Here is a 21,782-nt window from a genome sequence, read left to right as displayed (position 1 = left end):
ATAGATGAACGCTTCGACTGTCGGCGTCATCGGCGCCGGCCGGGTGGGCGCTGTGCTGGGCGCGGCGCTGAGTTCGGCCGGGCACCGGGTGGTCGCCGCCGCCGCAGTTTCCGCCGCCTCCCGCGAGCGGGCCGCGCGCCTGCTGCCGGACGCCGCCATCCTCCCTGCTCACGAGGTGGCTCAGGCCGCCGAGGACCTGCTGCTGCTCGCGGTGCCGGACGACACCCTCGCAAGTGTGGTGGCCGGTCTGGACCGGACCGGGGCGTTGCGCGCCGGGCAGGTCGTGGCGCACACCTCAGGGGCTCACGGACTCGCCGTTCTGGGCGATGTGAACGGCATGGCCCTGCACCCCGCGATGACCTTCACCGGCGCGGACTCCGACCTGGACCGGCTGCCCGGCATCGCCTGGGGCGTCACCACGCCGGACCGGGCCTTCGCCACCCGGCTGGTCGCCGACCTGGGCGGGGTGCCGGAGTGGGTGGCCGAGGACTCCCGGCCGCTCTACCACGCGGCCCTGGCGCACGGCGCGAACCACATGGTCACGCTCGTGAACGAGGCCGCCGATCTGTTGCGGTCGGCCGGTGTCGGGCAGCCCGGCCGGGTGCTGGCGCCGCTGCTGACCGCCGCGCTCGACAACGCGCTGCGGATGGGCGACACCGCGCTCACCGGCCCGGTCTCCCGGGGTGACGCCGGCACGGTCGCCAAGCATCTGAACCGGATGCCGGCCGACGCGATCCCGGCCTACCTGGCGATGGCCCGCCGCACCGCGGACCGGGCGATCGCCTCCGGCCGGCTCCGCCCGCAGGACGCCGCCGCCCTGCTCGACGTTCTGGCTCAGACCGAGGTTAGGGAGACCGCGTGACTTCGCTTGTGCACACCCGCGCTGAGTTGGCATCGGTGCTGGACCTGGCCCAGGGTGAGATCGCGGTCGTGATGACCATGGGCGCGCTGCACGAGGGTCACCGGCAGCTGATGCGTGAGGCCCGCGAGCGCGCCGACTTCGTGCTGGTCACGATCTTTGTGAACCCGCTGCAGTTCGGGCCGGACGAGGACTACGAGAAGTACCCGCGCACCCTCGAGACCGATGTCGCGGCCTGCGCGGACGAGGGTGTCTCGGTGGTCTTCGCGCCGGGCCGGGACGACGTCTATCCCGGCGGTGCGCCGTCGATCACGATGCATCCCGGACCGCTCGGCGACATTCTGGAGGGCGCCAGCCGGCCCGGTCACTTCTCCGGGATGCTGACCGTGGTCGAGAAGCTGTTGATGCTGACCCGGGCGGACGTCGCGTACTTCGGGGAGAAGGACTTCCAGCAGCTCGCGCTCATCCGGCGGATGGTGGCCGACCTGGAACTCGGTGTCGAGATCGTCGGCGTTCCGACCGTACGCGAGCCGGATGGCCTGGCCCTCTCCAGCCGCAACCGGTATCTCTCGGCCGAGCAGCGCCGTTCGGCGCTGGCGCTGTCTCGCGCGTTGCGCGAGGGCGCCACGCACAGCGACCCCGAGTCGGTCCTGGCCGCAGCTCACAAGATCTTGGCAGAGGAGCCCGGGGTACGCGTGGACTACCTCTCCCTGACCGGCCCGGACCTGGGCGCCGCCCCGGAGGAGGGGGAGGCGCGCCTGCTCGTGGCCGCCAGAGTCGGCACCACCCGTTTGATCGACAATGTCCCGCTCCGTCTGCAGAAGGGCGCCTGAATGCTCCGCACCATGCTGAAGTCGAAGATCCACCGGGCCACCGTGACCCAGGCCGACCTGCACTACGTCGGTTCGGTCACCGTCGATCTGGATCTGCTGGAGGCGGCCGATCTGATTCCGGGTGAGCAGGTGGCGATCGTCGACGTCACGAACGGCGCGCGCCTGGAGACGTACGTGATCCCGGGCGAGCGGGGCAGCGGCGTGATCGGCATCAACGGGGCCGCCGCGCACCTGGTGCACCCCGGTGACCTGGTCATTCTCATTTCCTACGGGCAGATGGACGACGCCGAGGCGCGCGCCTACCAGCCGCGGATCGTGCACGTGGACGCCACCAACAAGATCATCGAGCTGGGCGCGGACCCGGCCGAGGCGGTCGCCGGCATGGTCGACGACCTGGTACGGGGAGATCTCACCCTGAACGCCCGCTGACTTTCCGGAACGCCGCCGGTATCCCACTCGATCACCCTATGATCGACAAATCGGACACCGGCGGCGTACGGGGAGGCGGGGTTCATGCGAAGGTGGGGGCTGGCCGCCGCGAGCCTGATCCTTCTCGCAGCCGCGGGCTGCGGCGACGGCGGTGACATCGACGGCGACCTGACCAACAACTGGGGCGCCATGGCGGCGGCAACCGGCTTCCAGCCGGCCGCCGAGACCTGCCACCTCTCCAACTTCGCCGTCTCCGGGCCGCGGGCCACCTACGAAGAGGTCGACTGCGACGTCCTGCACCGCACCGAGACGGTCTTCGTCGGCGAATACAAGGCGCCGGCCGCGGACGCCGCGGCGCCGCCGGAGAACACCTCGGCCGGTGCCCGCGCCGCCTACGAGACGTGCGACGAGAAGACCACCCAGTACGTCGGCGGCCCCTGGCGCAACGCCCGGCTCTGGATCGGCGTCACCCACCCGTCTCCGGCAGCCTGGACCGGCGGCTCCCGTTGGTTCCGCTGCGAGGTGGTGGAACTCGACTCGATCGAGGACGACGGCGCCCTGGTCCAGCGCGAGGGCAGCGTCCGCAACGCGCTCGCGGACCCGTCCTCCGACCTGATGCTGACCTGCTACGCGATCGACCTGAACAAGTCCGGGGCGATCGACACGATGCCGGCCGCGGAGTGCACCGAGAAGCACAACGCCGAGTTCACCGGCATCTACGAGGCGCCGGAGAAGGCCTCCTACCCGAAGGGCGACACGGCCTGGGAGGAGTTCCACGACGGGTGTCGCAGCGTGGTGGCCACCTATGTCGGTGTCCCGGACGACGATGACCTGCAGTACCGCACCGGGGTCGTCTCCCTGCCCGGCAATGCCGACGTGTGGGCGCAGGGTGACCACGGGGTGCGCTGCTACCTCTGGCTGGACGGCGCCGAACTGACCACGTCGCTCAAGGGCAAGGGGACGAAGGCCCTTCCGGTCCAGTACAAGTGAACCTTTTTCAACGTGGCGAGGGCGGTCCCACCTTGCGCCGGCCAACGGCCCGGACGTATCGGGCCCGATGCCAGGTTGAAAAGGTTCAGAGACGATGACCACTGATGGTGCCCCCGCTGCGACGTTTCCGTGAACGCGGAGTGTACTGAAACACATGTCTCCTCTCGCGGATCTCCCGGCGCTGCCCCGCCGGCTCGCCGCCGCCGAGCCGGGCTGGACCGAGACCACCGACGTCCTGGTGGTCGGCTCCGGCATCGCCGGCCTGACCGCAGCGCTCCACCTGCGTGAACACGGCCTGCACGTCACAGTCGTGACCAAGGTCAACATCGACGACGGCTCGACCCGCTGGGCGCAGGGCGGGATCGCCGCGGTGCTCGATCCGCTGGACACCCCGCAGGCGCATGCGTACGACACCGAGATCGCCGGCGTCGGACTGTGCGACCCCGACGCGGTGCGGGTCCTGGTGGAGGAGGGCCCGGCGCGGATCCGGGAGCTGATCCGCCGCGGCGCCGAGTTCGACCGCAACCCGGACGGCTCGCTGATGCTGACCCGCGAGGGCGGCCACCGCGCCGACCGGATCGTGCACGCCGGCGGCGACGCGACCGGTGCCGAGGTGCAGCGGGCCCTGCACGAGGCGGTACGCCGCGACCCGTGGATCCGTCTCGTCGAGCACGCCCTGGTCCTGGACCTGCTGCGCGCTGCGGACGGCCGGGCCTGCGGGCTCACCCTGCACGTGCTCGGCGAGGGCAGCGAGGACGGCGTCGGCGCGATCCTGGCCCGGGCCGTGGTGCTGGCCACCGGTGGCATGGGTCAGATCTATTCGTCCACCACCAACCCGTCGGTCTCCACCGGCGACGGTGTGGCGCTCGCCCTGCGGGCCGGCGCCGCGGTGACCGACGTCGAGTTCGTGCAGTTCCACCCCACGTCGTTCGTCGGTGGCAACCTCAACTCGGTGCAGCGGCCGCTGATCTCCGAGGCGCTGCGGGGCGAGGGCGCGTACCTGGTGGACGAGGCCGGCGAGCGCTTCATGGTCGGGCAGCACGAGCTGGCCGAGCTGGCGCCCCGGGACGTCGTCGCCAAGGGCATCTACCGGGTCCTGCGGGCCACCGGCGCCGACCACGTCTACCTGGACGCGCGCCACCTCGGCCGGGAGTTCCTGGAGGGCCGCTTCCCGACCATCATGGCCTCCACCCGCGGCGCCGGGGTGGATCCGGCGACCGACCTGATCCCGGTGGCCCCGGCCGCCCACTACGCCTCCGGCGGGGTCCGCACCGACCTGCACGGCCGCACCAGCATCCCGGGCCTGTACGCCTGCGGCGAGGTCGCCTGCACCGGCGTGCACGGCGCCAACCGGCTGGCCAGCAACTCCCTGCTGGAGGGCCTGGTCTTCGCCAAGCGGATCGCCGACGACGTGGCCCGCGACCTGCCGCAGCAGGCCGACCCGGTGCGCGCCGCCGCCGGCCCGTCCTGGGTCGTCGACCCGGCCACCCGCAGCGACCTGCAGCGCGCGATGACCCGGGGCGCCGGCGTGCTCCGCTCGGCCGACTCGCTGGACACCGCCGCCAAGGAACTGGCCCGGCTCGCCGAGCAGCGGTCCCGCCCGAACACCGCGGCCTGGGAGGCGACGAACCTGCTCACCGTCGCGACCGCCCTGGTGGCCTCCGCGCAGAGCCGCCGGGAGACACGCGGCTGCCACTGGCGCGAGGACCACCCGACTGCGGCCGACGAGTGGCGCGGCCACCTGCTCGACGCCGTTTCGGCCGACGGTTCACTGACCCAGACCTTTCAGGAGATGGCGTGATCGAGCACGGACTGAACCTCGCCGAGGTGGAGCGGATCGTCTTCACGGCGCTCGCCGAGGACCTCGGTGACCCGCCCCGTGACGTGACCAGCGAGGCGACCATCCCGGCCGACCAGGTGGACACCGCCGAGCTGGTGGCCCGGGCCGACGGTGTGATCGCCGGGCTGCCGGTGGCCGAGCTGGTCTTCGCCGTCACCTCGGCCGGCACCGCCACCTTCCAGCAGATCGCCGCCGAGGGCGACCGGGTCCGCCGGGGCGACGTGCTGGCCACGATCACCGGGCCCACCCGGGCGCTGCTCACCGCCGAGCGCACCGCGCTGAATCTGATCAGCCGGATGTCCGGGGTCGCCACGCACACCCGCAAGTGGGCGGACCAGCTGGCCGGCAGCAAGGCCACCGTGCTGGACACCCGCAAGACCACGCCCGGCCTGCGGGTGCTGGAGAAGTACGCGGTCCGGACCGGCGGCGGCACGAACAAGCGCATGGGCCTGTACGACGTTGCGATGATCAAGGACAACCACAAGCTGGCGGCCGGCACCATCTCGGCGGCGTACCGGCTGGTCCGGCAGCAGTTCCCGGACGTGGAGGTGCAGGTCGAGGTCACCACGCTGGCCGAGGCGCACGAGGCGGTCGGCGCCGGCGCCTCGTTCCTGCTCTGCGACAACATGACGCCGGAGCTGCTGGCCGAGGTGGTCCGGGAGGTCGGTGACCGGGCACAGCTCGAGGCGACCGGGAATCTGACCCTGGAAACGGCGGCGGCGTACGCGGCGACCGGCGTGGATTACCTGTCGGTCGGCGGGCTGACCCACTCGTCCCCGATCCTCGACATCGCCCTGGATCTCAGAGCGCGCTGAGCCCCGTACACAATGGGTGTCTTGATTTTGATTCTTAGGGGCCTCCGTGCTGCTCTGCATTGACATCGGTAACACCAACACCGTGCTGGCGACCTTCGACGGCGACAAGCTGGTGCACAACTGGCGGATCAAGACCGATGCCGCGTCGACCGCCGACGAGCTGGGCCTGATGTTCCGTGGCCTGCTCGCCGGCGACGCCGTGGAGATCACCGGGGTGGCGGCCTGCTCCACCGTGCCGGCGGCGCTGCGCAACCTGCGCACGATGCTGAAGCGGTACTACGGCGACCTGCCCAATGTGATCGTCGAGCCGGGGGTGAAGACCGGCGTGCAGCTGGCCATCGACAACCCCAAGGAGGTCGGCGCCGACCGGGTCGTCAACACCCTGGCCGCGCACGCCCTCTACGGCGGACCGTCGATCGTGGTCGACTTCGGCACCACTACCAACTTCGACCTGATCAGCGCGAAGGGTGAGTTCCTCGGCGGCGCATTCGCGCCGGGCATCGAGATCTCCTTCGACGCGCTGGCCGCCCGTGCCGCACAGCTGCGCAAGGTCGAGCCGACGAAACCGAAGTCGGTGATCGGCAAGAACACCGTGGAGTGCCTGCAGGCCGGCCTCTACTTCGGCTTCGCCGGCCAGGTGGACCGGATCGTCGAGCGGATGATCGAGGAGATCGGGCCGGTCCGGGCGGTGATCGCCACCGGCGGTCTGGCCTGGCTGGTGAAGGACGAGTGCCGCACGATCACCGCGCACGAGCCGATGATCACGCTGATCGGGCTGCGGATGGTATATGAGCGGAACGTCTGAGAACGGCTGAGTACGCTTTCCAGGACCTTTCCGCTCCACTCCACAGGAAGTCTTGCCGTGACCGAGCAGAACACGCCAGCCGTCGACCCCGCCGAGGACCTTCCCGAGCAGATGCGGGTCCGCCGGGCGAAGCGGGACCGGCTCCTGGCCGAGGGCGTGGCGCCCTACCCGGTCAACGTCCCCCGGACCGCCGAGCTGGCCGAGATCCGGGTCAGGTACGCCGACCTGCCGACCGACACCGCCAGTGGTGACCAGGTCTCGGTCACCGGCCGGGTGATCTTCGTGCGCAACGGTGGGAAGCTCTGCTTCGCCACCCTGCGAGCCGGCGACGGCACCGAGCTCCAGGCGATGTTCTCGCTGGACAAGGTCGGCGCGGATTCGCTGGAGGAGTGGAAGCGCGCGGTCGACCTGGGCGACCTGGTCGCGGTCACCGGCGAAGTGATCACCAGTCGCCGCGGCGAACTGTCCGTGCTCGCCGATTCCTGGACCATGAGCGCCAAGGCGCTGCGCCCGCTTCCGGTCGCGCACAAGCCGCTTTCCGAAGAGACCCGGGTACGCCAACGCTATGTCGATCTGATCGTCCGCCCGCAGGCCCGGGACATGGTGCGTACTCGTGCTGCGGTGGTCCGTAGCCTCCGTGAGTCGCTGTTCCGCCGCAATTATCTCGAGGTGGAAACGCCCATGTTGCAGTTGCTGCACGGGGGCGCCACGGCCCGCCCCTTTGTGACGCACAGCAACGCACTGGATACGGATCTTTATCTGCGGATCGCGCCGGAACTGTTTTTGAAGCGAGCCGTGGTCGGCGGCATCGAGCGCGTCTTCGAGATCAACCGCAACTTCCGGAATGAGGGCATGGACTCCACGCACTCTCCGGAGTTCGCGATGCTCGAGGCGTATCAGGCGTATGCCGACTACAACGTGATGCAGCAGCAGGTCCGGGAGTGGATTCAGGAGGCCGCCTTCGCGGTCGCCGGATCGCACGTCGTGACCCACATGGACGGTACCGAACTGGACCTCGGCGGCGAATGGGCACAGATCACCCTTTTCGGATCCGTTTCCGAGGCGCTGGGCGAAGAGGTCACCGTGCAGACCGACCTGGCGCAACTCCAGCGGTACGCGGAGAAGGTGCAGCTTTCCGTGGACCCGAAGTGGAGCGCCGGCAAGCTCGCCGAAGAGCTTTTCGAGCACCTGGTGCAGCCGACTCTGCAGGCGCCCACGTTCGTCCGGGACTACCCGGAGGAGACCGCGCCGCTCACCGCGCCGCACCGCGAGACGCCCGGCCTGACCGAGAAGTGGGATCTCTACGTCGGCGGTTTCGAGCTCGCCACCGCGTATTCCGAGCTGGTCGATCCGGTGATCCAGCGGGAGCGGTTGCAGGCACAATCCCTGCTCGCGGCCGGTGGCGACGCCGAAGCGATGCAGCTCGACGAGGATTTCCTGCGGGCCATGGAGTACGGAATGCCGCCCACCGGTGGCATGGGAATGGGAATCGACCGGCTGTTGATGGCGCTCACCGGCCTGGGCATTCGGGAAACGATCCTCTTCCCCTTGGTCCGGCCCGAGTAGTTACCGGGCATTATCTCCCCCCGCCATTGACGGGCTATGCGTCCCTGGCGTTATTGTCTTCCCATTGCTGGGGAGAGAACCTGTGTTCGGGAGGGATAACCGCGCGTGGCGAAGCAGATCATTCACAAGTTGGTCGATGACATCGACGGTGGCGACGCCGACGAGACCGTGAAGTTTGCGCTCGACGGCATTCAGTATGAGATCGACCTCTCGGAGAAGAACGCCGCGAAATTGCGGGAGGTGTTCGAGCCGTACCTCACCGCCGGGACCAAGGTGGCCCGTGGTGGTGTTGTGGTCGGCGGCCGCGCGGCGCGTGGCCGCGGCGGCGCGACTGCCGACCGGGAGCAGAACAAGGCGATCCGGGAGTGGGCCAAGAAGGCCGGGAAGGACATCTCCGACCGGGGCCGGATCCCTCAGGAGATCGTGGACGAGTTCCACGCGAAAGGCCCGGGACGGGCCTGAGCCCCTAGTGTCCGGCACGGCGCCTCGGCGATGAGGGCGCACCGCTTCGGCGGTGCGCCCTCTCCGTGTCTGTCCCCAAGTTATCCACAGGGGCGGGCGGAGTTGTCCACAGCCTGTGGATCGTCGCGATTTCGCTGTACGCGTACACGTTCGGGTGGGGGAACAGCCGTTGAGCGTGCGAAGTTGGCTAAATCAACGTTGCGGATCGTTTCGAAGGGTCGCGAGGGCCCAGCGGAGCCCGCTGGCGGCGATAGAGTTACAGCACGGGCATCACCGATGCCCGTGCGCTGGCCCCGCCAGTTCAATTGGCGCACGGCACGTGAGGAGCACGAGGGCATGTTCGAGCGGTTCACCGACCGAGCGCGACGGGTTGTCGTCCTGGCCCAAGAAGAGGCCCGGATGCTCAACCACAACTACATCGGAACCGAACACATCCTGCTCGGCCTGATCCACGAGGGTGAGGGCGTCGCGGCCAAGGCTCTGGAGAGCCTGGGCATCTCTCTTGAGGGAGTGCGGCAGCAGGTCGAGGAGATCATCGGTCAGGGCCAGCAGGCGCCGAGCGGGCACATCCCGTTCACGCCGCGCGCCAAGAAGGTTCTCGAGCTGTCGCTGCGTGAGGCGCTGCAGCTCGGCCACAACTACATCGGCACCGAGCACATCCTGCTCGGCCTGATCCGCGAGGGTGAGGGCGTCGCCGCCCAGGTGCTGGTCAAGCTCGGCGCCGACCTCAACCGGGTCCGCCAGCAGGTCATCCAGCTGCTCTCCGGCTACCAGGGCAAGGAGCCGGCCGCGGCCGGCACGGCCACCGGCGAGGCGGCCCCCTCCACGTCGCTGGTCCTCGACCAGTTCGGGCGCAACCTGACCCAGGCCGCGCGCGAGGGCAAGCTCGACCCGGTCATCGGGCGGGAGAAGGAAATCGAGCGGGTCATGCAGGTGCTGTCCCGCCGGACCAAGAACAACCCGGTGCTGATCGGCGAGCCCGGCGTCGGCAAGACCGCCGTGGTCGAGGGTCTGTCCCAGTCGATCGTCAAGGGCGAGGTGCCCGAGACGCTCAAGGACAAGCAGCTCTACACGCTGGACCTGGGCGCGCTGGTCGCCGGTTCCCGCTACCGCGGTGACTTCGAGGAGCGCTTGAAGAAGGTGCTCAAGGAGATCCGTACGCGGGGCGACATCATCCTGTTCATCGACGAGATTCACACCCTGGTGGGTGCGGGTGCCGCCGAGGGCGCGATCGACGCCGCGAGCATCCTGAAGCCCATGCTCGCGCGTGGTGAGCTCCAGACCATCGGCGCCACCACTCTGGACGAGTACCGCAAGCACCTGGAGAAGGACGCCGCTCTCGAGCGCCGCTTCCAGCCCATCCAGGTCGGCGAGCCGTCCCTCGCGCACACCATCGAGATCCTCAAGGGTCTCCGCGACCGTTACGAGGCGCACCACCGGATCAGCATCACCGACGCCGCCCTGGTGGCCGCCGCGACGCTGGCCGACCGGTACATCTCGGATCGTTTCCTGCCGGACAAGGCGATCGACCTGATCGACGAGGCCGGCGCCCGGATGCGGATCCGCCGGATGACCGCGCCGCCGGACCTCCGTGACTTCGACGAGCGCATCGCCCAGGTCCGCCGGGACAAGGAGTCCGCGATCGACGCGCAGGACTTCGAGCGGGCCGCGCAGCTGCGCGACAAGGAGAAGCAGCTGCTGGGCCAGAAGGCGCAGCGGGAGAAGGAGTGGAAGGCCGGCGACCTGGACGTGGTGTCCGAGGTCGACGACGAGCAGATCGCCGAGGTTCTGGGCAACTGGACCGGCATCCCGGTCTACAAGCTCACCGAGGAGGAGACGTCCCGCCTGCTGCGCATGGAGGACGAGCTCCACAAGCGGGTCATCGGCCAGGAGGACGCTGTCCAGGCGGTTTCGAAGGCGATCCGGCGTACCCGGGCCGGCCTGAAGGACCCGAAGCGGCCCAGTGGTTCGTTCATCTTCGCCGGTCCGTCCGGTGTGGGTAAGACCGAGCTGTCCAAGGCGCTGGCGGAGTTCCTGTTCGGCTCCGAGGACGCGCTGATCCAGCTGGACATGTCCGAGTTCCACGACCGGTACACGGTGTCGCGGCTGGTCGGTGCCCCTCCCGGATATGTGGGTTACGACGAGGGTGGCCAGCTGACCGAGAAGGTGCGGCGCAAGCCGTTCTCGGTGGTGCTGTTCGACGAGATCGAGAAGGCGCATCCGGACGTGTTCAACACGCTCCTGCAGATCCTGGAGGACGGTCGCCTGACCGACGGCCAGGGCCGGATCGTCGACTTCAAGAACACGGTCATCATCCTCACCACCAACCTCGGTACCCGGGATGTGGCGAAGGCGGTGTCGCTGGGCTTCCAGGCCTCCGAGGCCGAGGAGTCGTCGTACGAGCGCATGAAGATCAAGGTGAACGACGAGCTGAAGCAGCACTTCCGCCCCGAGTTCCTGAACCGTATCGACGACACGATCGTCTTCCACCAGCTGCGTGAGAAGGAGATCCTCCAGATCGTCGACATCTTCACCGCCCGTATCGAGGGTCAGCTCAAGAACAAGGACATGGGTCTCGAGCTGACCGACAACGCCAAGAAGTACCTGGCGGCCAAGGGCTTCGACCCGGTCCTCGGCGCCCGGCCACTGCGCCGGACCATCCAGCGCGAGCTGGAGGACACCCTGAGCGAGCAGATCCTCTTCAACGAGCTGCGCCCCGGCCAGATCGTGGTCGTGGACTGCGAAGGGGACCCGGCCCAGGTGGAGAAGTCCAAGCTGGTCTTCCGCGGCGCTGAGAAGGGCGTGACCGTGCCCGACGCGGTGCCGGCCGACCTCGGGGCCGCCACCACCGAGGAGTGACCCTCCTCTTCGCCTGATCGATTCGGCCCGGCTGCGCGATGCAGCCGGGCCGAAATCGTTCGCGCCCGGGAGGCGGCGTCAGCGAGCATCAGACGATGCGTGAGATTCGCGCCGTGTACGACGAGCGCACCATCACCGTCTATCAGGCCTACTCGCCGGCCATCGCGGAGCCGGCTCTGCGGGCTGGGCGGTTCGTGCCGCCGTTCAAACGGGACCGGATGACCTGGGTCAAGCCTTCGTTCCTGTGGATGATGTACCGCTGTGGCTGGGCCAGGAAGCCCGGCCAGGAGCGGGTGCTCGCGGTTTCGATCACGCGGGCGGGGTTCGAGTGGGCGCTGGCCAACGCTGCGCTCAGCCACTATGTCCGGGGCGTTCACGCTGATCGGACGGAATGGCAGCGTCAGCTCAAAACGGCGCCGACGCGGGTGCAGTGGGATCCGGAGCGGGATCTACGTCTGCGGGAGTTGCCCTATCGGTCGCTGCAGCTGGGCCTGGGTGGGGTCGCCGTGCCGAGTTACGTGGATGAGTGGATCACCGGGATCGTCGACGTGACCGGATTGGCGCGGGCGATCCGTGGCCATCTCGACGCCGGCAACGAGAGCGCCGCCGCGGCCCTGTTGCCGGCTGAGAAGGTCTATCCGCTCCCGGCAGAGCTCATAGGCGCTGAACTTCGCCGGGTGGACGGTCGCCGGCCAGGATGAAGTCGTCTGAGCCGAGCAACTCGACCAGGCCGTCGTCGACCAGGCCGGAGAGGGCGCGGGCGCGCTGCACCTCGTCCTGCCAGACCAGGTCCAGGCGCTGGCGGGGGACCGGGCCGGTGGCGTGCCGGAGGACCTCCAGGATCAGGCCGCGCACCTGGCGATCTGTTCCGGCGTACCGTTGCGGTTTGCGGCTCGGCCCTTCCGGCAGTGGCTCGCCTCGGAGCCGCCAGGCGCAGACATCGTGGAACGGGCAGTCGACGCATTTCGGTGAGCGGGCGGTGCAGACGATCGCGCCGAGCTCCATGAACGCGATGCTGGCCTTCGCGGCGCGCGGCACGTCGTCGGGTAGCAGGGCTTCCATCGCGGTCAGATCGGCTGCGGTGGTGGCCGGGCCGGCGTCGGGTTTGCCCTCGACCGCTCGGCACACCACCCGGCGCACGTTGGTGTCCACGACCGGGTGACGCTGCCCGTACGCGAAAGTGGCCACCGCCCGCCCGGTATAGGTGCCCACCCCCGGCAGGGCCAGCAGTTGATCCAGGTCGTCGGGGACCCGCCCGTCGTGCCGTTCCACGATGGCGACCGCGCAGGCGTGCAGGCGCATCGCCCGGCGCGGGTAGCCGAGCCGCCCCCACATGCGGATCGCCTCGGAGACCGGGTCGGCGGCGAGGGCGGCCGGGTCGGGCCAGCGGGTCATCCAGGACCGCCAGGCGGGCTCCACGCGTACCACCGGGGTCTGCTGGAGCATCACCTCGCTGACCAGGACTCCCCACGGTGTGGTGTCCGGTTGCCGCCAGGGGAGATTGCGGGCATTTGCCTGATACCAGGCGATGGCGTCGTCGGCGAGAGTCATAGCCCGTTTACTGTAGGCGGGTGCATGAGCTAGCCATCACCGTCATCGGTCCGGACCGGACCGGCATCGTCGCCGACGTGGCCGAGGCGCTCGCCGAGGTCGGTGCGAACCTGACCGACTCGACGATGACCCGTCTGCGCGGTCACTTCGCGATGACCCTGATCTGTACCGGTCCGACCGCCGACGAGGTGGAGCAGGCGCTGGAGCCGATCTCGTCCGGCGGCCTGCTCGCCACGGTCCGCAAGGTCGAACCCGAGGCGGACGGCGCGGTGCAGGGCGAGCCCTACCTGGTGAGTGTGCACGGCGCGGACCGGCTCGGCATCGTCGCGGCGGTCACCCGGGTGGTGGCCGGGTCGGGTGGCAACATCACCGATCTCACCACTCGGCTCACCGGCCCGCTGTACGTACTGGTCGCCGAAGTCGACCTGCCCGCCGGCGCCGGTGAGGAACTCGCCGAGCGTCTCGCCGTGGCCGCCGCCGAGCTGGGCGTCGACGTGACCGTGCGGCGCTCCGATTCGGAGATCCTGTGAGCGACCCCGACGTGCACTGGACCGGCCCCGAGGGCCGGGTGTTACCGGTGGTCACCGCCCCGGCGAGCGTGCTGAGCACGGTCGGCGCGGAGGTCGACCCCACCGCGCCGGAGATCGTCCAGCTCGCCGCCGACCTGGTGGCCACCATGCGGGTGTCGCCGGGCTGTGTCGGCCTGGCCGCGCCACAGGTCGGGGTCGGCGCGCAGGTCTTCTGCGTGGACGTCACCGGTCACCCGAAGGCGGCGACCACCCACGGCACGTTCGTGCTCTGCAACGCGAAGATCATCGAGGCGAGCCGGTGGCGGCCCGGCCGGGAGGGCTGCATGTCGGTGCCCGACCTGACCGGTGACGTGAAACGCGCCGGGCGGGTCGTGGTCGAGGCGGTGCTGCCCGGCAGCGGCGAGCCGGTCACCGTCGTCACCGACGCGTTCGAGGCGCGGGCCCTGCAGCACGAGATCGACCACTGCGGCGGAAAGCTCTTCCTGGACCGGGTTGCCGGAGCACACGCCATCTACCAGCGCAAGGTCTATCAATAGAAGAAACCTAACGAGCGATTCGCGAGTTGGTGTCGCATAACCGGCGCGTCGTGCACCACACGCGAGGCTTCGTGGGTTTACGGTGGCCCCATCATGCGTGCGACGGTTGGTCCTCTGCCTTCCGCTGTCTACTGGCGGCGGCGTGCGGTCGTGCTGGGCGCAATCCTGCTCGGCGTCATCGTGCTGTTCATGTCCTGCTTGGGTGAGGACGACGAGAACCCGCGTACCAAGAACGCGGCCTCGCAGTACCCGACGCCCGCACCGGCCTCGGACAACGGCTCACCCTCGCCGGACCCGTCCTTCCTGGACGACGGTCCCGGCGTCGGTCAGGCGCTGCCCGACCCCGCCGACCTCCAGCCGCAGCCGAACGAGGACGACGAGCTGCCCACGACCCTGCCCAGCCAGGGCGGCGGCACGGACGCGAACGTCAACGTGCCGGCCGACGCCGCCTGCGCGGACACCGAGATCTCCGTGACGCCGATCCCAGCCGACACCACGGTCCGCCGCGGCACGCCGGTGAACATCCGTCTGAAGATCAAGAACATCGGTACGCGTACCTGCAACCGCAACGTCGGCGCCGACGCCCAGGAGCTCTACCTCGAGTCGGGCGCCCAGAAGCTGTGGTCCTCCGACCCGTGCAGCACCGCGAAGGGTGACGACGTCCGCTCCTTCGCCCCCGGCGCCGAACGCGAGTACCAGGTCACCTGGAACGGCCGCCAGAGCTCCCGCTGCGCCTCCGGTCAGGCCGCCGGTCCCGTGGCCCCCGCCGGCCAGTACGAACTGCGCGGCCGCCTCGGCACCATCGTCAGCCAGCCGGTGGCACTCTCCGTGGTCGCCTGACGCTTGGTCGCGGCACTAGAGCTCTACCTGGACGTCGACGCGACCCGCAGGCTTCGCACCCTCTGGCGTGCCCTGGAAGCCGAAGGCATCCCCACCCTCGGCTCCCTGCACCAGAAACACCGCCCGCACGTCTCGCTGGCCGCAGCCCACCGCATCGACCCGGCGGCCGCCGCCGAGGCCCTGTCCGGCTTCCCGGTAGCCCGCCCTCTGACGCTGAGCATGGACTTTGTGGGCCAGTTCGTAGGCCGCGTCCTCTGGCTGGGCATAACCGTCACCGAAGACCTGCTCACCCACCACCGCGAGCTCCACGACCGCCTGTCAGCCGGCGGCGTCGAGGTCTGGGACCACTACCGCCCGGGCCGCTGGGTGCCCCATTGCACGGTCTCCCTCCGCGTCCCCAACCCGATGATGGCCCCGGCCATCCGCCGGTGCCTGGAGATCCTTCCGCTCACCGCCGAAGTCACCGGCGCAGCCATAGCCGACCACGCCAACGACATCTCCCACCCCCTATAACCCCCAAGATCAAGCCCTTCCCCGGTACGCGCGACCCCGCCCAACAAATTTTCCCCGTCCCCCACTACGAGGCGACGTAGCAGCCACTCCAGGCCGCCCGGCCCGCGCCGGGCTTATGCACATCCCGGCGCAGCAGACCCGGCTGCCCACCCGCGCCCACTCACCCAACAGCCGACCATGCCAGCTGGCTCCCACGGCTGTTTCGGCCCCTCGCAAACAGCCATCAGAGCCAGCCGCATCGGGCCGGCTGGCCGTCACGGTTGTTTCGGCCCCTCGCAAACAGCCCTCAGAGCCAGCCGGATCGGGTTGGCTGGCCGCCACGGCTGTTAGATGGCCCGGGGCGCGCCACTCGCGGCCAGCCGAATCCGGGGGCTGGCTGTCTCTCATGGTTGCTTCGAGCGTCCGGATACAGCCGTGAGAGCCAGCCGGGCCGGGCTGGCTGGCTCTCACGGCTGTTTCAAGCCTCTGGGAACAGCACTCAGAGCCAGCCGGGTCTGGGCGGGAATGGACTTCGGGGAGCCCAGCGGGGACGTTCCGCCGAGCTCCCCGAAGTCGTGAGGGAGGTTGTCAGGTCAGGCGCTGTGGCGTCCGCGGCGGGCCTGCCGCGCCACTACCACCAGGCCGCCGCCGATGAGCAGGAAGCCGAGCGCGTAGAGCGCCAGCCCGCTCGTGTTGGAGCCGGTGATCGGGAGGCCGTCGTCCGGGGTGGGCGACGAGACGACGGGTGACGGGACGGTGGCCGGCGTTGAGGAGGTCGGCGCGGCTGAAGCAGGCACAGAAGTGCCAGGCGCGGCCGAACTGGGGGCTGAGCCCGGCACGGAAGCACTCGGCGGGGCCGAGCCCGGCGTGGACGAGCCAGGCGTAGAGGCGCTAGGCGTAGAGGCAGGCGTGGACGAGCCGGGCGTAGAGGTGGGCGTGGAAGAGCTGGGCACCGAGGCAGGCGTCGACGGCGGGACGACAGGTGCGCAGTCGGCCGGCTGGGACCACGAGCCGGTCGTCGTCTTGAAGCTGTTGTCCCGCACCGACACCGCGCCCGACGGGCGGGACGTCAGGTCGGCGTGCTTGCCCGGCCGCACCACGATCCGCTTGCCGCCGACCACGAACGACGCGTTCACGCCCGCATCGGCCGCATTGGCCAGGCGGGTGTGCAACACGCCGTCGCAGTAGCTGCGGAAGGTCACCGACGGTTTCGGCGTGCAGGCCGCGCTGCCGCCGTTGTACCAGCCGCGGCCACCGGTCGAGCGGCTCCCGATGCCGTCGGGCGAGCCGAGCTTGGAGTCGTTGTACACATAGCTGGAGGTGATCTCGTTGACGATCCCGGTGCCGAAGATGGCGTCTACCTGGGTGTAGCAGCCGGGTACGGCCACGTCGAGGGTGACGCTGCGCCGGTCCGCCCCGATCCACGCGCTGTCGGTGTCGTAGACGAACTGCGGCACCGCGAACTTCGCTGCCCGCGTCGTGTACGAGACCAGCGAGAACGCCTGCTCCTCGCCCTCGCAGAGGGGCTGCACCGCGGTGATCGTCACGTTGCCGCCGGGCCCGTCGAACTTGTGCTGGTACGTGGCGGCCGCGGCGGTGACACAGCCGGTCGTCGCGTTCGCGGCCGGCATGATGCCGGCGAGAGCGGCTGCGACGAGCGCGACGCCACCGAGAGCGAACAGGAAACGGCGCAAGATCGGCCCCCAACGGATCGGGTGGGGGCGGTCTCACCACTGACTCCCCGGGCCGCAATGCGGTGACCGATCGAAGCTCGGCCCGGATCACAATCTCCCCAATTCTGGGCGCTCACGACAATCCGTCGTGGCGTGTCAGAAGGCTAGGCGCAGGGCCCGCGCAGGGAAAGACCCGATTACTGTGCGTACTGACGGCCGTCGAGAAATCGTGCCCGATTCAGACGTCTCGGGCGGTTGGCGGGCCGCAATGTCCGCATCTCGAGTGGCGCATATCACAGCAGTGACGGAGAGTTAGACGTAGCGCTCGAGGATCGACGCCTCGGCGAGCCGGGAGAGCCCCTCCCGAACCCCGCGGGCCCGGGCGTCACCGACCCCCTCGACCGCCTGCAGGTCCTCGACGGTCGCCCCGAGCAGCCGCTGCAGGCTGCCGAAGTGGTCGACCAGCCGGTCCACGATCTGGCCGGGCAGCCGTGGCACCTTGGCCAGGAGCCGGAACCCGCGCGGGGAGACCGCCGCGTCCAGCGCGTCGGAGGCGCCCGGGTAGCCGATCGCCTTGGCCACCGCCACCAGGTCGATCATCTCGGTGGCGGTCAGCAGGTCGAGCTCGACCAGTGCCTCGTCCAGCGTGCGCGCCTTGCGGCCGACCGGCAGGTAATCCCGGATGACCAGGGTGCGATCGGCGTCGACGCCGGCCATCAACTCGTCGAGCTGGAGGGCGAGCAGCCGGCCGTCGGTGCCGAGCTCCACCACGTATCCGGAGATCTCATCGGCGATCCGCCGGACCATCTCCAGCCGCTGAACGACGGCCACCGCGTCGCGGACGGTCACCAGGTCCTCGATCTCCAGCGCGGAGAGGGTGCCGGAGACCTCGTCGAGCCGGAGCTTGTAACGCTCCAGGGTGGCCAGTGCCTGGTTGGCCCGGGAGAGGATGGCGGCCGAGTCGTCCAGGACGTGGCGCTGACCATTCACATAAAGCCCGATGATGTGCATGGACTGGCTCACCGAGATGACCGGGAAGCCGGACTGCTTGGCGACCCGCTCGGCGGTGCGGTGCCGGGTGCCGGACTCCTCGGACGGGATCGCCGGGTCGGGCATCAGGTGGACGGCGGCCCGCACGATCCGGGTGCCGTCGCTGGAGAGCACCACCGCGCCGTCCATCTTGCACAGCTCGCGCAGGCGGGTCGCGGAGAACTCCACGTCGAGGGGGAAGCCGCCGGTGCAGATGGTCTCCACCACCGCGTCGTAGCCCAGCACGATCAACGCACCGGTCCGCCCCCGCAGGATGCGCTCCAGACCGTCGCGCAGCGCGGTGCCCGGCGCCATCAGGGCTAGATTGGCGCGGAGAGGATCGCTGGCGCCACCGGTGAGACCGGGGCCGAAAGCTGGTGTCATCGCGCGATGCCCCGCGCCGTTGACGCCGGGTCGCGGCGTGGAACTGGCGGCGGGCTTGGAACCATCGCGGTCGAGCGGCACCTGGACATTCTACGGACTGTCATCCACAGCAACGAGGGATGGTTCGATGAATGCTCCGTAGCGTGATGATTCGTAACCATCAGTCACTTCGAACCGTGCTCGGCCGAGGCGCGCGCTGCGCTCTGCAACGCTGATCGCAGGTCGCCGACCTCGATCACCTCCATGCTCTTGGGAGTGCCGGCCGCCCCGTCCGGCCCGCAGCCCGGTGGCACCAGCGCGACCTTGAACCCGAGCCGGGCCGCCTCGGCGAGCCGCCGGCCCACCGCACCCACCCGGCGGATCTCCCCGGTCAGGCCGACCTCACCGATCGCGACCAGGTGCGGCGCCATCGCCAGATCGAGCCCGCCGGACGCGACCGCGAGAGCCATCGCCAGGTCAGCGGAGGGCTCGACGAGCCGGATGCCGCCGACGGTCGCCGCGAAGACCTCCCGGTTGTAGAGCTTCAACTGCTTGGTCCGCCTTTCCAGCACCGCCAGCACCATGGCGAGCCGGGCGCTGTCGAGACCGGACACCGTGCGCCGCGGCGATCCCTGCACCTCCGCGCCGATCAGCGCCTGCACCTCGGTGACCAGCGCACGCCGCCCCTCCATCGCCACCGTCACGCAGGTGCCGGGCACCGGCTCGAGATAGCGGGTGAGGAAGAGCCCGGACGGGTCCGGCAGGCTGCTGATGCCGCCCTCGTGCATCTCGAAGCAGCCGACCTCGTCGGCCGCGCCGAACCTGTTCTTCACACCGCGCACCAGGCGCAGCGACGAGTGCTTGTCGCCCTCGAAGTGCAGCACCACGTCGACCAGGTGCTCGAGCACCCGCGGGCCGGCGACCTGACCGTCCTTGGTCACGTGACCGACCAGGACAGTGGCGATGCCGCGCTCCTTGGCGATCGAGACCAGCGCGGCGGTCACCGCGCGCACCTGGGTCACGCCGCCCGGCACGCCCTCGGTGCCCGGCGCCGAGACGGTCTGCACCGAGTCGAGCACGAGCAGGCCGGGCTTGACCGCGTCGAGGTGGCCGATGACCGTGCCGAGATCGTTTTCCGAGGCGAGGTAGAGCCGGTCGTGCAGCGCGCCGAGCCGCTCGGCCCGCAGCCGCACCTGGCTGACCGACTCCTCACCGCTGACCACCAGCGACGGGGAGCCGGCGCCGGCCGCCCACTGCTGGGCGACGTCGAGCAGGAGGGTGGACTTGCCCACGCCGGGCTCGCCGGCCAGCAGCACCACCGCGCCCGGGACGAGGCCGCCGCCGAGCACCCGGTCGAGCTCACCGACGCCGGTCGCGACGGCCCGGGCCGGGGCGGCGCTGATCTGCGCGATCGGCCGGGCCGGCTCGGCCGGCATGCGGGAGCTGACCACCCGGCCGGAGACCAGGGGTGCGGACACCGTGGACTCGATGATCGAACCCCACTCGCCGCACTCCGGACAGCGGCCCAGCCACTTGGGTGGCTGATGGCCGCAAGCGTCACAGACGTATGCCTGGCGGGGGGCCTTGGCGGTCGCTCGAGAGGATGTCACCCCGACAAGCTAGCCGGAGGGTACGACAATCCGGCTCAGTGGCCTTCGCCTTCACCCTCGGCCCCACCGGTCTCCCGGGGCGCCGGCGTGACCGGGGTCGAGACCGGGGCCTGGAGCACGAGAGCGGGCGAGCCGTCGCTGAACTCGAAGACCAGGTTCACCGACATGCCCGGCTTCAGATCGTCGGAGAGGCCGAAGACCTGGAGCAGTTCCTTGTCGGTGGGCCGGAACAGCGCCGAACCCTGCGCCGGGAGCACGACCTGCGCGGGCTTGATCGTCACAGCCGGCGCGGACGGCCTGAGGCCCGCACCGGGCGCCTCGGAACCGCTCGGCGACGGCACCTCGGAGGCGTGCACACCGGGCTCCTCAGAACCGTGCGCACCGGGCTCCTCAGAACCGGGCGCGGCGGGCGCGGTGCTGGCCGGCGCGATGCCGACCTGCCGGCCCGAGACGACCTGACCCTGCTCCGTCGGCTGGCTGCTGATCGCGACGGTGATCGGGTTGTCGGTCTGGTTGTAGAGGCTCAGCTCGATCGGGGCGTCACTTCCGGCCTTGTACCCCTCGGTGCCGTGGTAAGGGATCACCAGGTTCCGGATGTACACGCTGCCGTGCAGCGTGTCCCTGTCGACGCCGGCGATCGGCGTGTCCAGGATGGCAGTCTCGGCGACCTGACCGGCCGAGCAGCCGCCCAGAGCCAGCGCAGCGACCGTGGCAGCACCCGCGACCAGAGCGGCGCGACGGGTTCGCAGCGAGCGCATCACACGATCCTCCAAATAGAGACACCCACGTGTCAGATCAGCCTAATGGGCGGCGATCCGCCGCGTGCGCCGACCCATCCAACCGGCCATCTTGATCACTGATCGCTCACGCCACCCGGCCGCTGAGGACCAGGAGCAGGACGTCGATGAGGGCCACCACGATCACCGCGCGGAACAGGGCGACCGGCCGTCCGGTTGCGCGGCGCGCCGCGTACCAGCCAAGGGGAAGGACCACGACGGCGGCCGCTGCCGCTGCCAAGCCGGGCCACGTGGGCGGGCCGGGCGGCCCGAAGACCAGCGTGAGCGTCGCTGCCAGCAGGAGACCCGCGGCGGCCGCCTGTGACCAGCGGGCGCCGATCCGGTGCGGCAGGCCACGCACTCCGGTCGCCGCGTCGTCGGCCAGGTCGGGCAGCACGTTGGCGAAGTGCGCGCCACCGCCGAGCAGCGCGCCGGCGGCGACCAGCCAGACCGGCGGCGCCGGATGCCCGGGCAGCGCGACCACCACGAAGGCCGGCAGCAGACCGAACGCGACCAGGTAGGGCACCACCGAGAAGGCGGTCGACTTCAGCGGCCAGTCGTAGAGCAGGGCGAAAATGCCGACCACGGAGATCACGAGGGTGGGCGGGAGGCCGAGCGGCAGCGCGGGGAACGGGATCGCCAGGGAGGCGATCAGACCCGCAAAGCCGACGGTACGCCGAGACACCGCCCCCGCCGCCACCGGCTTGTCGCGCCGCCCCGCCTGCTCGTCGCGTTCGGCATCCAGCCAGTCGTTGACCCAGCCCACGGCGAACTGGGTGGCCGCCACCGCGAGCGCGACCAGCAGCAACCGCCACCCGCGATGGCCGACGCCGACGGCCAGCAGGGTCATCGCGGCCGTCACCGCCAGACCCGGCTCCGGATGGGCGGATCGGAACAGGGCGAGTGCACGCGACATGACTCGCA

Annotated in this window: 21 protein-coding genes; 15 read left to right on the top strand and 6 right to left on the bottom strand. The window is 70.1% G+C overall.

Annotated features, from left to right (window positions below):
* Window positions 1-4 precede the first annotated feature (4 nt).
* From OHA21_RS36775 to OHA21_RS36725, 11 genes are all read left to right on the top strand, one after another.
* Window positions 5-862, top strand: coding sequence for a Rossmann-like and DUF2520 domain-containing protein (locus OHA21_RS36775; RefSeq protein ID WP_328463003.1), 858 nt, complete (start codon window positions 5-7; stop codon window positions 860-862).
* Window positions 859-1,692, top strand: coding sequence for a pantoate--beta-alanine ligase (panC, locus tag OHA21_RS36770; RefSeq protein WP_328463001.1), 834 nt, complete (start codon window positions 859-861; stop codon window positions 1,690-1,692). The genes OHA21_RS36775 and panC overlap by 4 nt, the downstream gene beginning before the upstream one ends.
* A complete protein-coding gene (gene panD, locus OHA21_RS36765) occupies window positions 1,693-2,121 on the top strand; it encodes an aspartate 1-decarboxylase (RefSeq protein WP_328462999.1) in 429 nt (142 codons plus the stop codon).
* An 84-nt stretch (window positions 2,122-2,205) separates the two neighbouring features.
* Window positions 2,206-3,111 carry a septum formation family protein gene (locus OHA21_RS36760; RefSeq protein WP_328462997.1) on the top strand — a complete coding sequence of 302 codons (906 nt, stop codon included), beginning with the start codon at window positions 2,206-2,208 and terminating at the stop codon, window positions 3,109-3,111.
* Between the two features lie 154 nt (window positions 3,112-3,265).
* Window positions 3,266-4,912 (top strand): L-aspartate oxidase, encoded by a 1,647-nt coding sequence (locus tag OHA21_RS36755; protein WP_328462995.1) that lies wholly within the window; start codon window positions 3,266-3,268, stop codon window positions 4,910-4,912.
* The gene (nadC, locus tag OHA21_RS36750; protein ID WP_328462993.1) at window positions 4,909-5,766 is read left to right on the top strand and encodes a carboxylating nicotinate-nucleotide diphosphorylase; all 858 of its coding nucleotides are present in this window, start codon (window positions 4,909-4,911) and stop codon (window positions 5,764-5,766) included. The genes OHA21_RS36755 and nadC overlap by 4 nt, the downstream gene beginning before the upstream one ends.
* A 46-nt stretch (window positions 5,767-5,812) precedes the next feature.
* Window positions 5,813-6,571 (top strand): type III pantothenate kinase, encoded by a 759-nt coding sequence (locus tag OHA21_RS36745; protein ID WP_328462991.1) that lies wholly within the window; start codon window positions 5,813-5,815, stop codon window positions 6,569-6,571.
* Between the two features lie 57 nt (window positions 6,572-6,628).
* On the top strand, window positions 6,629-8,137 hold the full coding sequence (gene lysS, locus OHA21_RS36740) for a lysine--tRNA ligase (protein ID WP_328462989.1): 1,509 nt from the start codon (window positions 6,629-6,631) through the stop codon (window positions 8,135-8,137).
* A gap of 105 nt (window positions 8,138-8,242) precedes the next feature.
* Entirely contained in the window at window positions 8,243-8,599 is a 357-nt protein-coding gene (locus OHA21_RS36735; RefSeq protein WP_328462987.1) for a histone-like nucleoid-structuring protein Lsr2, read from the top strand.
* 336 nt (window positions 8,600-8,935) lie between these two features.
* Window positions 8,936-11,458, top strand: coding sequence for an ATP-dependent Clp protease ATP-binding subunit (locus tag OHA21_RS36730; RefSeq protein ID WP_328478773.1), 2,523 nt, complete (start codon window positions 8,936-8,938; stop codon window positions 11,456-11,458).
* Between the two features lie 95 nt (window positions 11,459-11,553).
* Window positions 11,554-12,159: a DUF4291 domain-containing protein gene (locus OHA21_RS36725; RefSeq protein WP_328478771.1), complete on the top strand. Its 606-nt coding sequence runs from the start codon at window positions 11,554-11,556 to the stop codon at window positions 12,157-12,159.
* Here the strand turns inward: OHA21_RS36725 and OHA21_RS36720 are convergent.
* Complete coding sequence (locus tag OHA21_RS36720) at window positions 12,113-13,009, bottom strand: A/G-specific adenine glycosylase (RefSeq protein ID WP_328462986.1); 897 nt, start codon at window positions 13,007-13,009, stop codon at window positions 12,113-12,115. The genes OHA21_RS36725 and OHA21_RS36720 overlap by 47 nt on opposite strands.
* A 20-nt stretch (window positions 13,010-13,029) precedes the next feature.
* Between OHA21_RS36720 and OHA21_RS36715 the strand changes: the two genes are divergently transcribed.
* The 4 genes from OHA21_RS36715 to OHA21_RS36700 all read left to right on the top strand — a co-directional run bounded on the left by OHA21_RS36715 (window position 13,030) and on the right by OHA21_RS36700 (window position 15,428).
* A complete protein-coding gene (locus tag OHA21_RS36715; protein ID WP_328462984.1) occupies window positions 13,030-13,539 on the top strand; it encodes a glycine cleavage system protein R in 510 nt (169 codons plus the stop codon).
* Complete coding sequence (locus OHA21_RS36710; RefSeq protein WP_328462982.1) at window positions 13,536-14,075, top strand: peptide deformylase; 540 nt, start codon at window positions 13,536-13,538, stop codon at window positions 14,073-14,075. Before OHA21_RS36715 ends, OHA21_RS36710 begins: the two co-directional genes overlap by 4 nt.
* Before the next feature lie 93 nt (window positions 14,076-14,168).
* Window positions 14,169-14,915 (top strand): adhesin, encoded by a 747-nt coding sequence (locus tag OHA21_RS36705; protein WP_328462980.1) that lies wholly within the window; start codon window positions 14,169-14,171, stop codon window positions 14,913-14,915.
* Between the two features lie 3 nt (window positions 14,916-14,918).
* The gene (locus OHA21_RS36700) at window positions 14,919-15,428 is read left to right on the top strand and encodes a 2'-5' RNA ligase family protein (protein WP_328462978.1); all 510 of its coding nucleotides are present in this window, start codon (window positions 14,919-14,921) and stop codon (window positions 15,426-15,428) included.
* A 572-nt stretch (window positions 15,429-16,000) separates the two neighbouring features.
* Here OHA21_RS36700 and OHA21_RS36695 read toward each other — a convergent pair.
* The 5 genes from OHA21_RS36695 to OHA21_RS36675 all read right to left on the bottom strand — a co-directional run bounded on the left by OHA21_RS36695 (window position 16,001) and on the right by OHA21_RS36675 (window position 21,774).
* Entirely contained in the window at window positions 16,001-17,101 is a 1,101-nt protein-coding gene (locus tag OHA21_RS36695; protein WP_328462976.1) for a hypothetical protein, read from the bottom strand.
* A gap of 291 nt (window positions 17,102-17,392) precedes the next feature.
* Window positions 17,393-18,574: a DNA integrity scanning diadenylate cyclase DisA gene (gene disA / locus OHA21_RS36690; RefSeq protein ID WP_328462974.1), complete on the bottom strand. Its 1,182-nt coding sequence runs from the start codon at window positions 18,572-18,574 to the stop codon at window positions 17,393-17,395.
* Window positions 18,575-18,657: 83 nt separating this feature from the next.
* Window positions 18,658-20,082, bottom strand: coding sequence for a DNA repair protein RadA (radA, locus tag OHA21_RS36685; RefSeq protein ID WP_328462972.1), 1,425 nt, complete (start codon window positions 20,080-20,082; stop codon window positions 18,658-18,660).
* Window positions 20,083-20,117: 35 nt separating this feature from the next.
* On the bottom strand, window positions 20,118-20,840 hold the full coding sequence (locus OHA21_RS36680) for a hypothetical protein (protein WP_328462970.1): 723 nt from the start codon (window positions 20,838-20,840) through the stop codon (window positions 20,118-20,120).
* A gap of 106 nt (window positions 20,841-20,946) precedes the next feature.
* Complete coding sequence (locus OHA21_RS36675; RefSeq protein ID WP_328462967.1) at window positions 20,947-21,774, bottom strand: UbiA family prenyltransferase; 828 nt, start codon at window positions 21,772-21,774, stop codon at window positions 20,947-20,949.
* Window positions 21,775-21,782: the final 8 nt, after the last annotated feature.

The sequence above is a fragment of the Actinoplanes sp. NBC_00393 genome (genome assembly GCF_036053395.1).
Lineage (GTDB): Bacteria > Actinomycetota > Actinomycetes > Mycobacteriales > Micromonosporaceae > Actinoplanes.
Note: the sequence above shows the minus strand (reverse complement) of the source record. Positions and strands in the feature narration are given on the sequence as shown.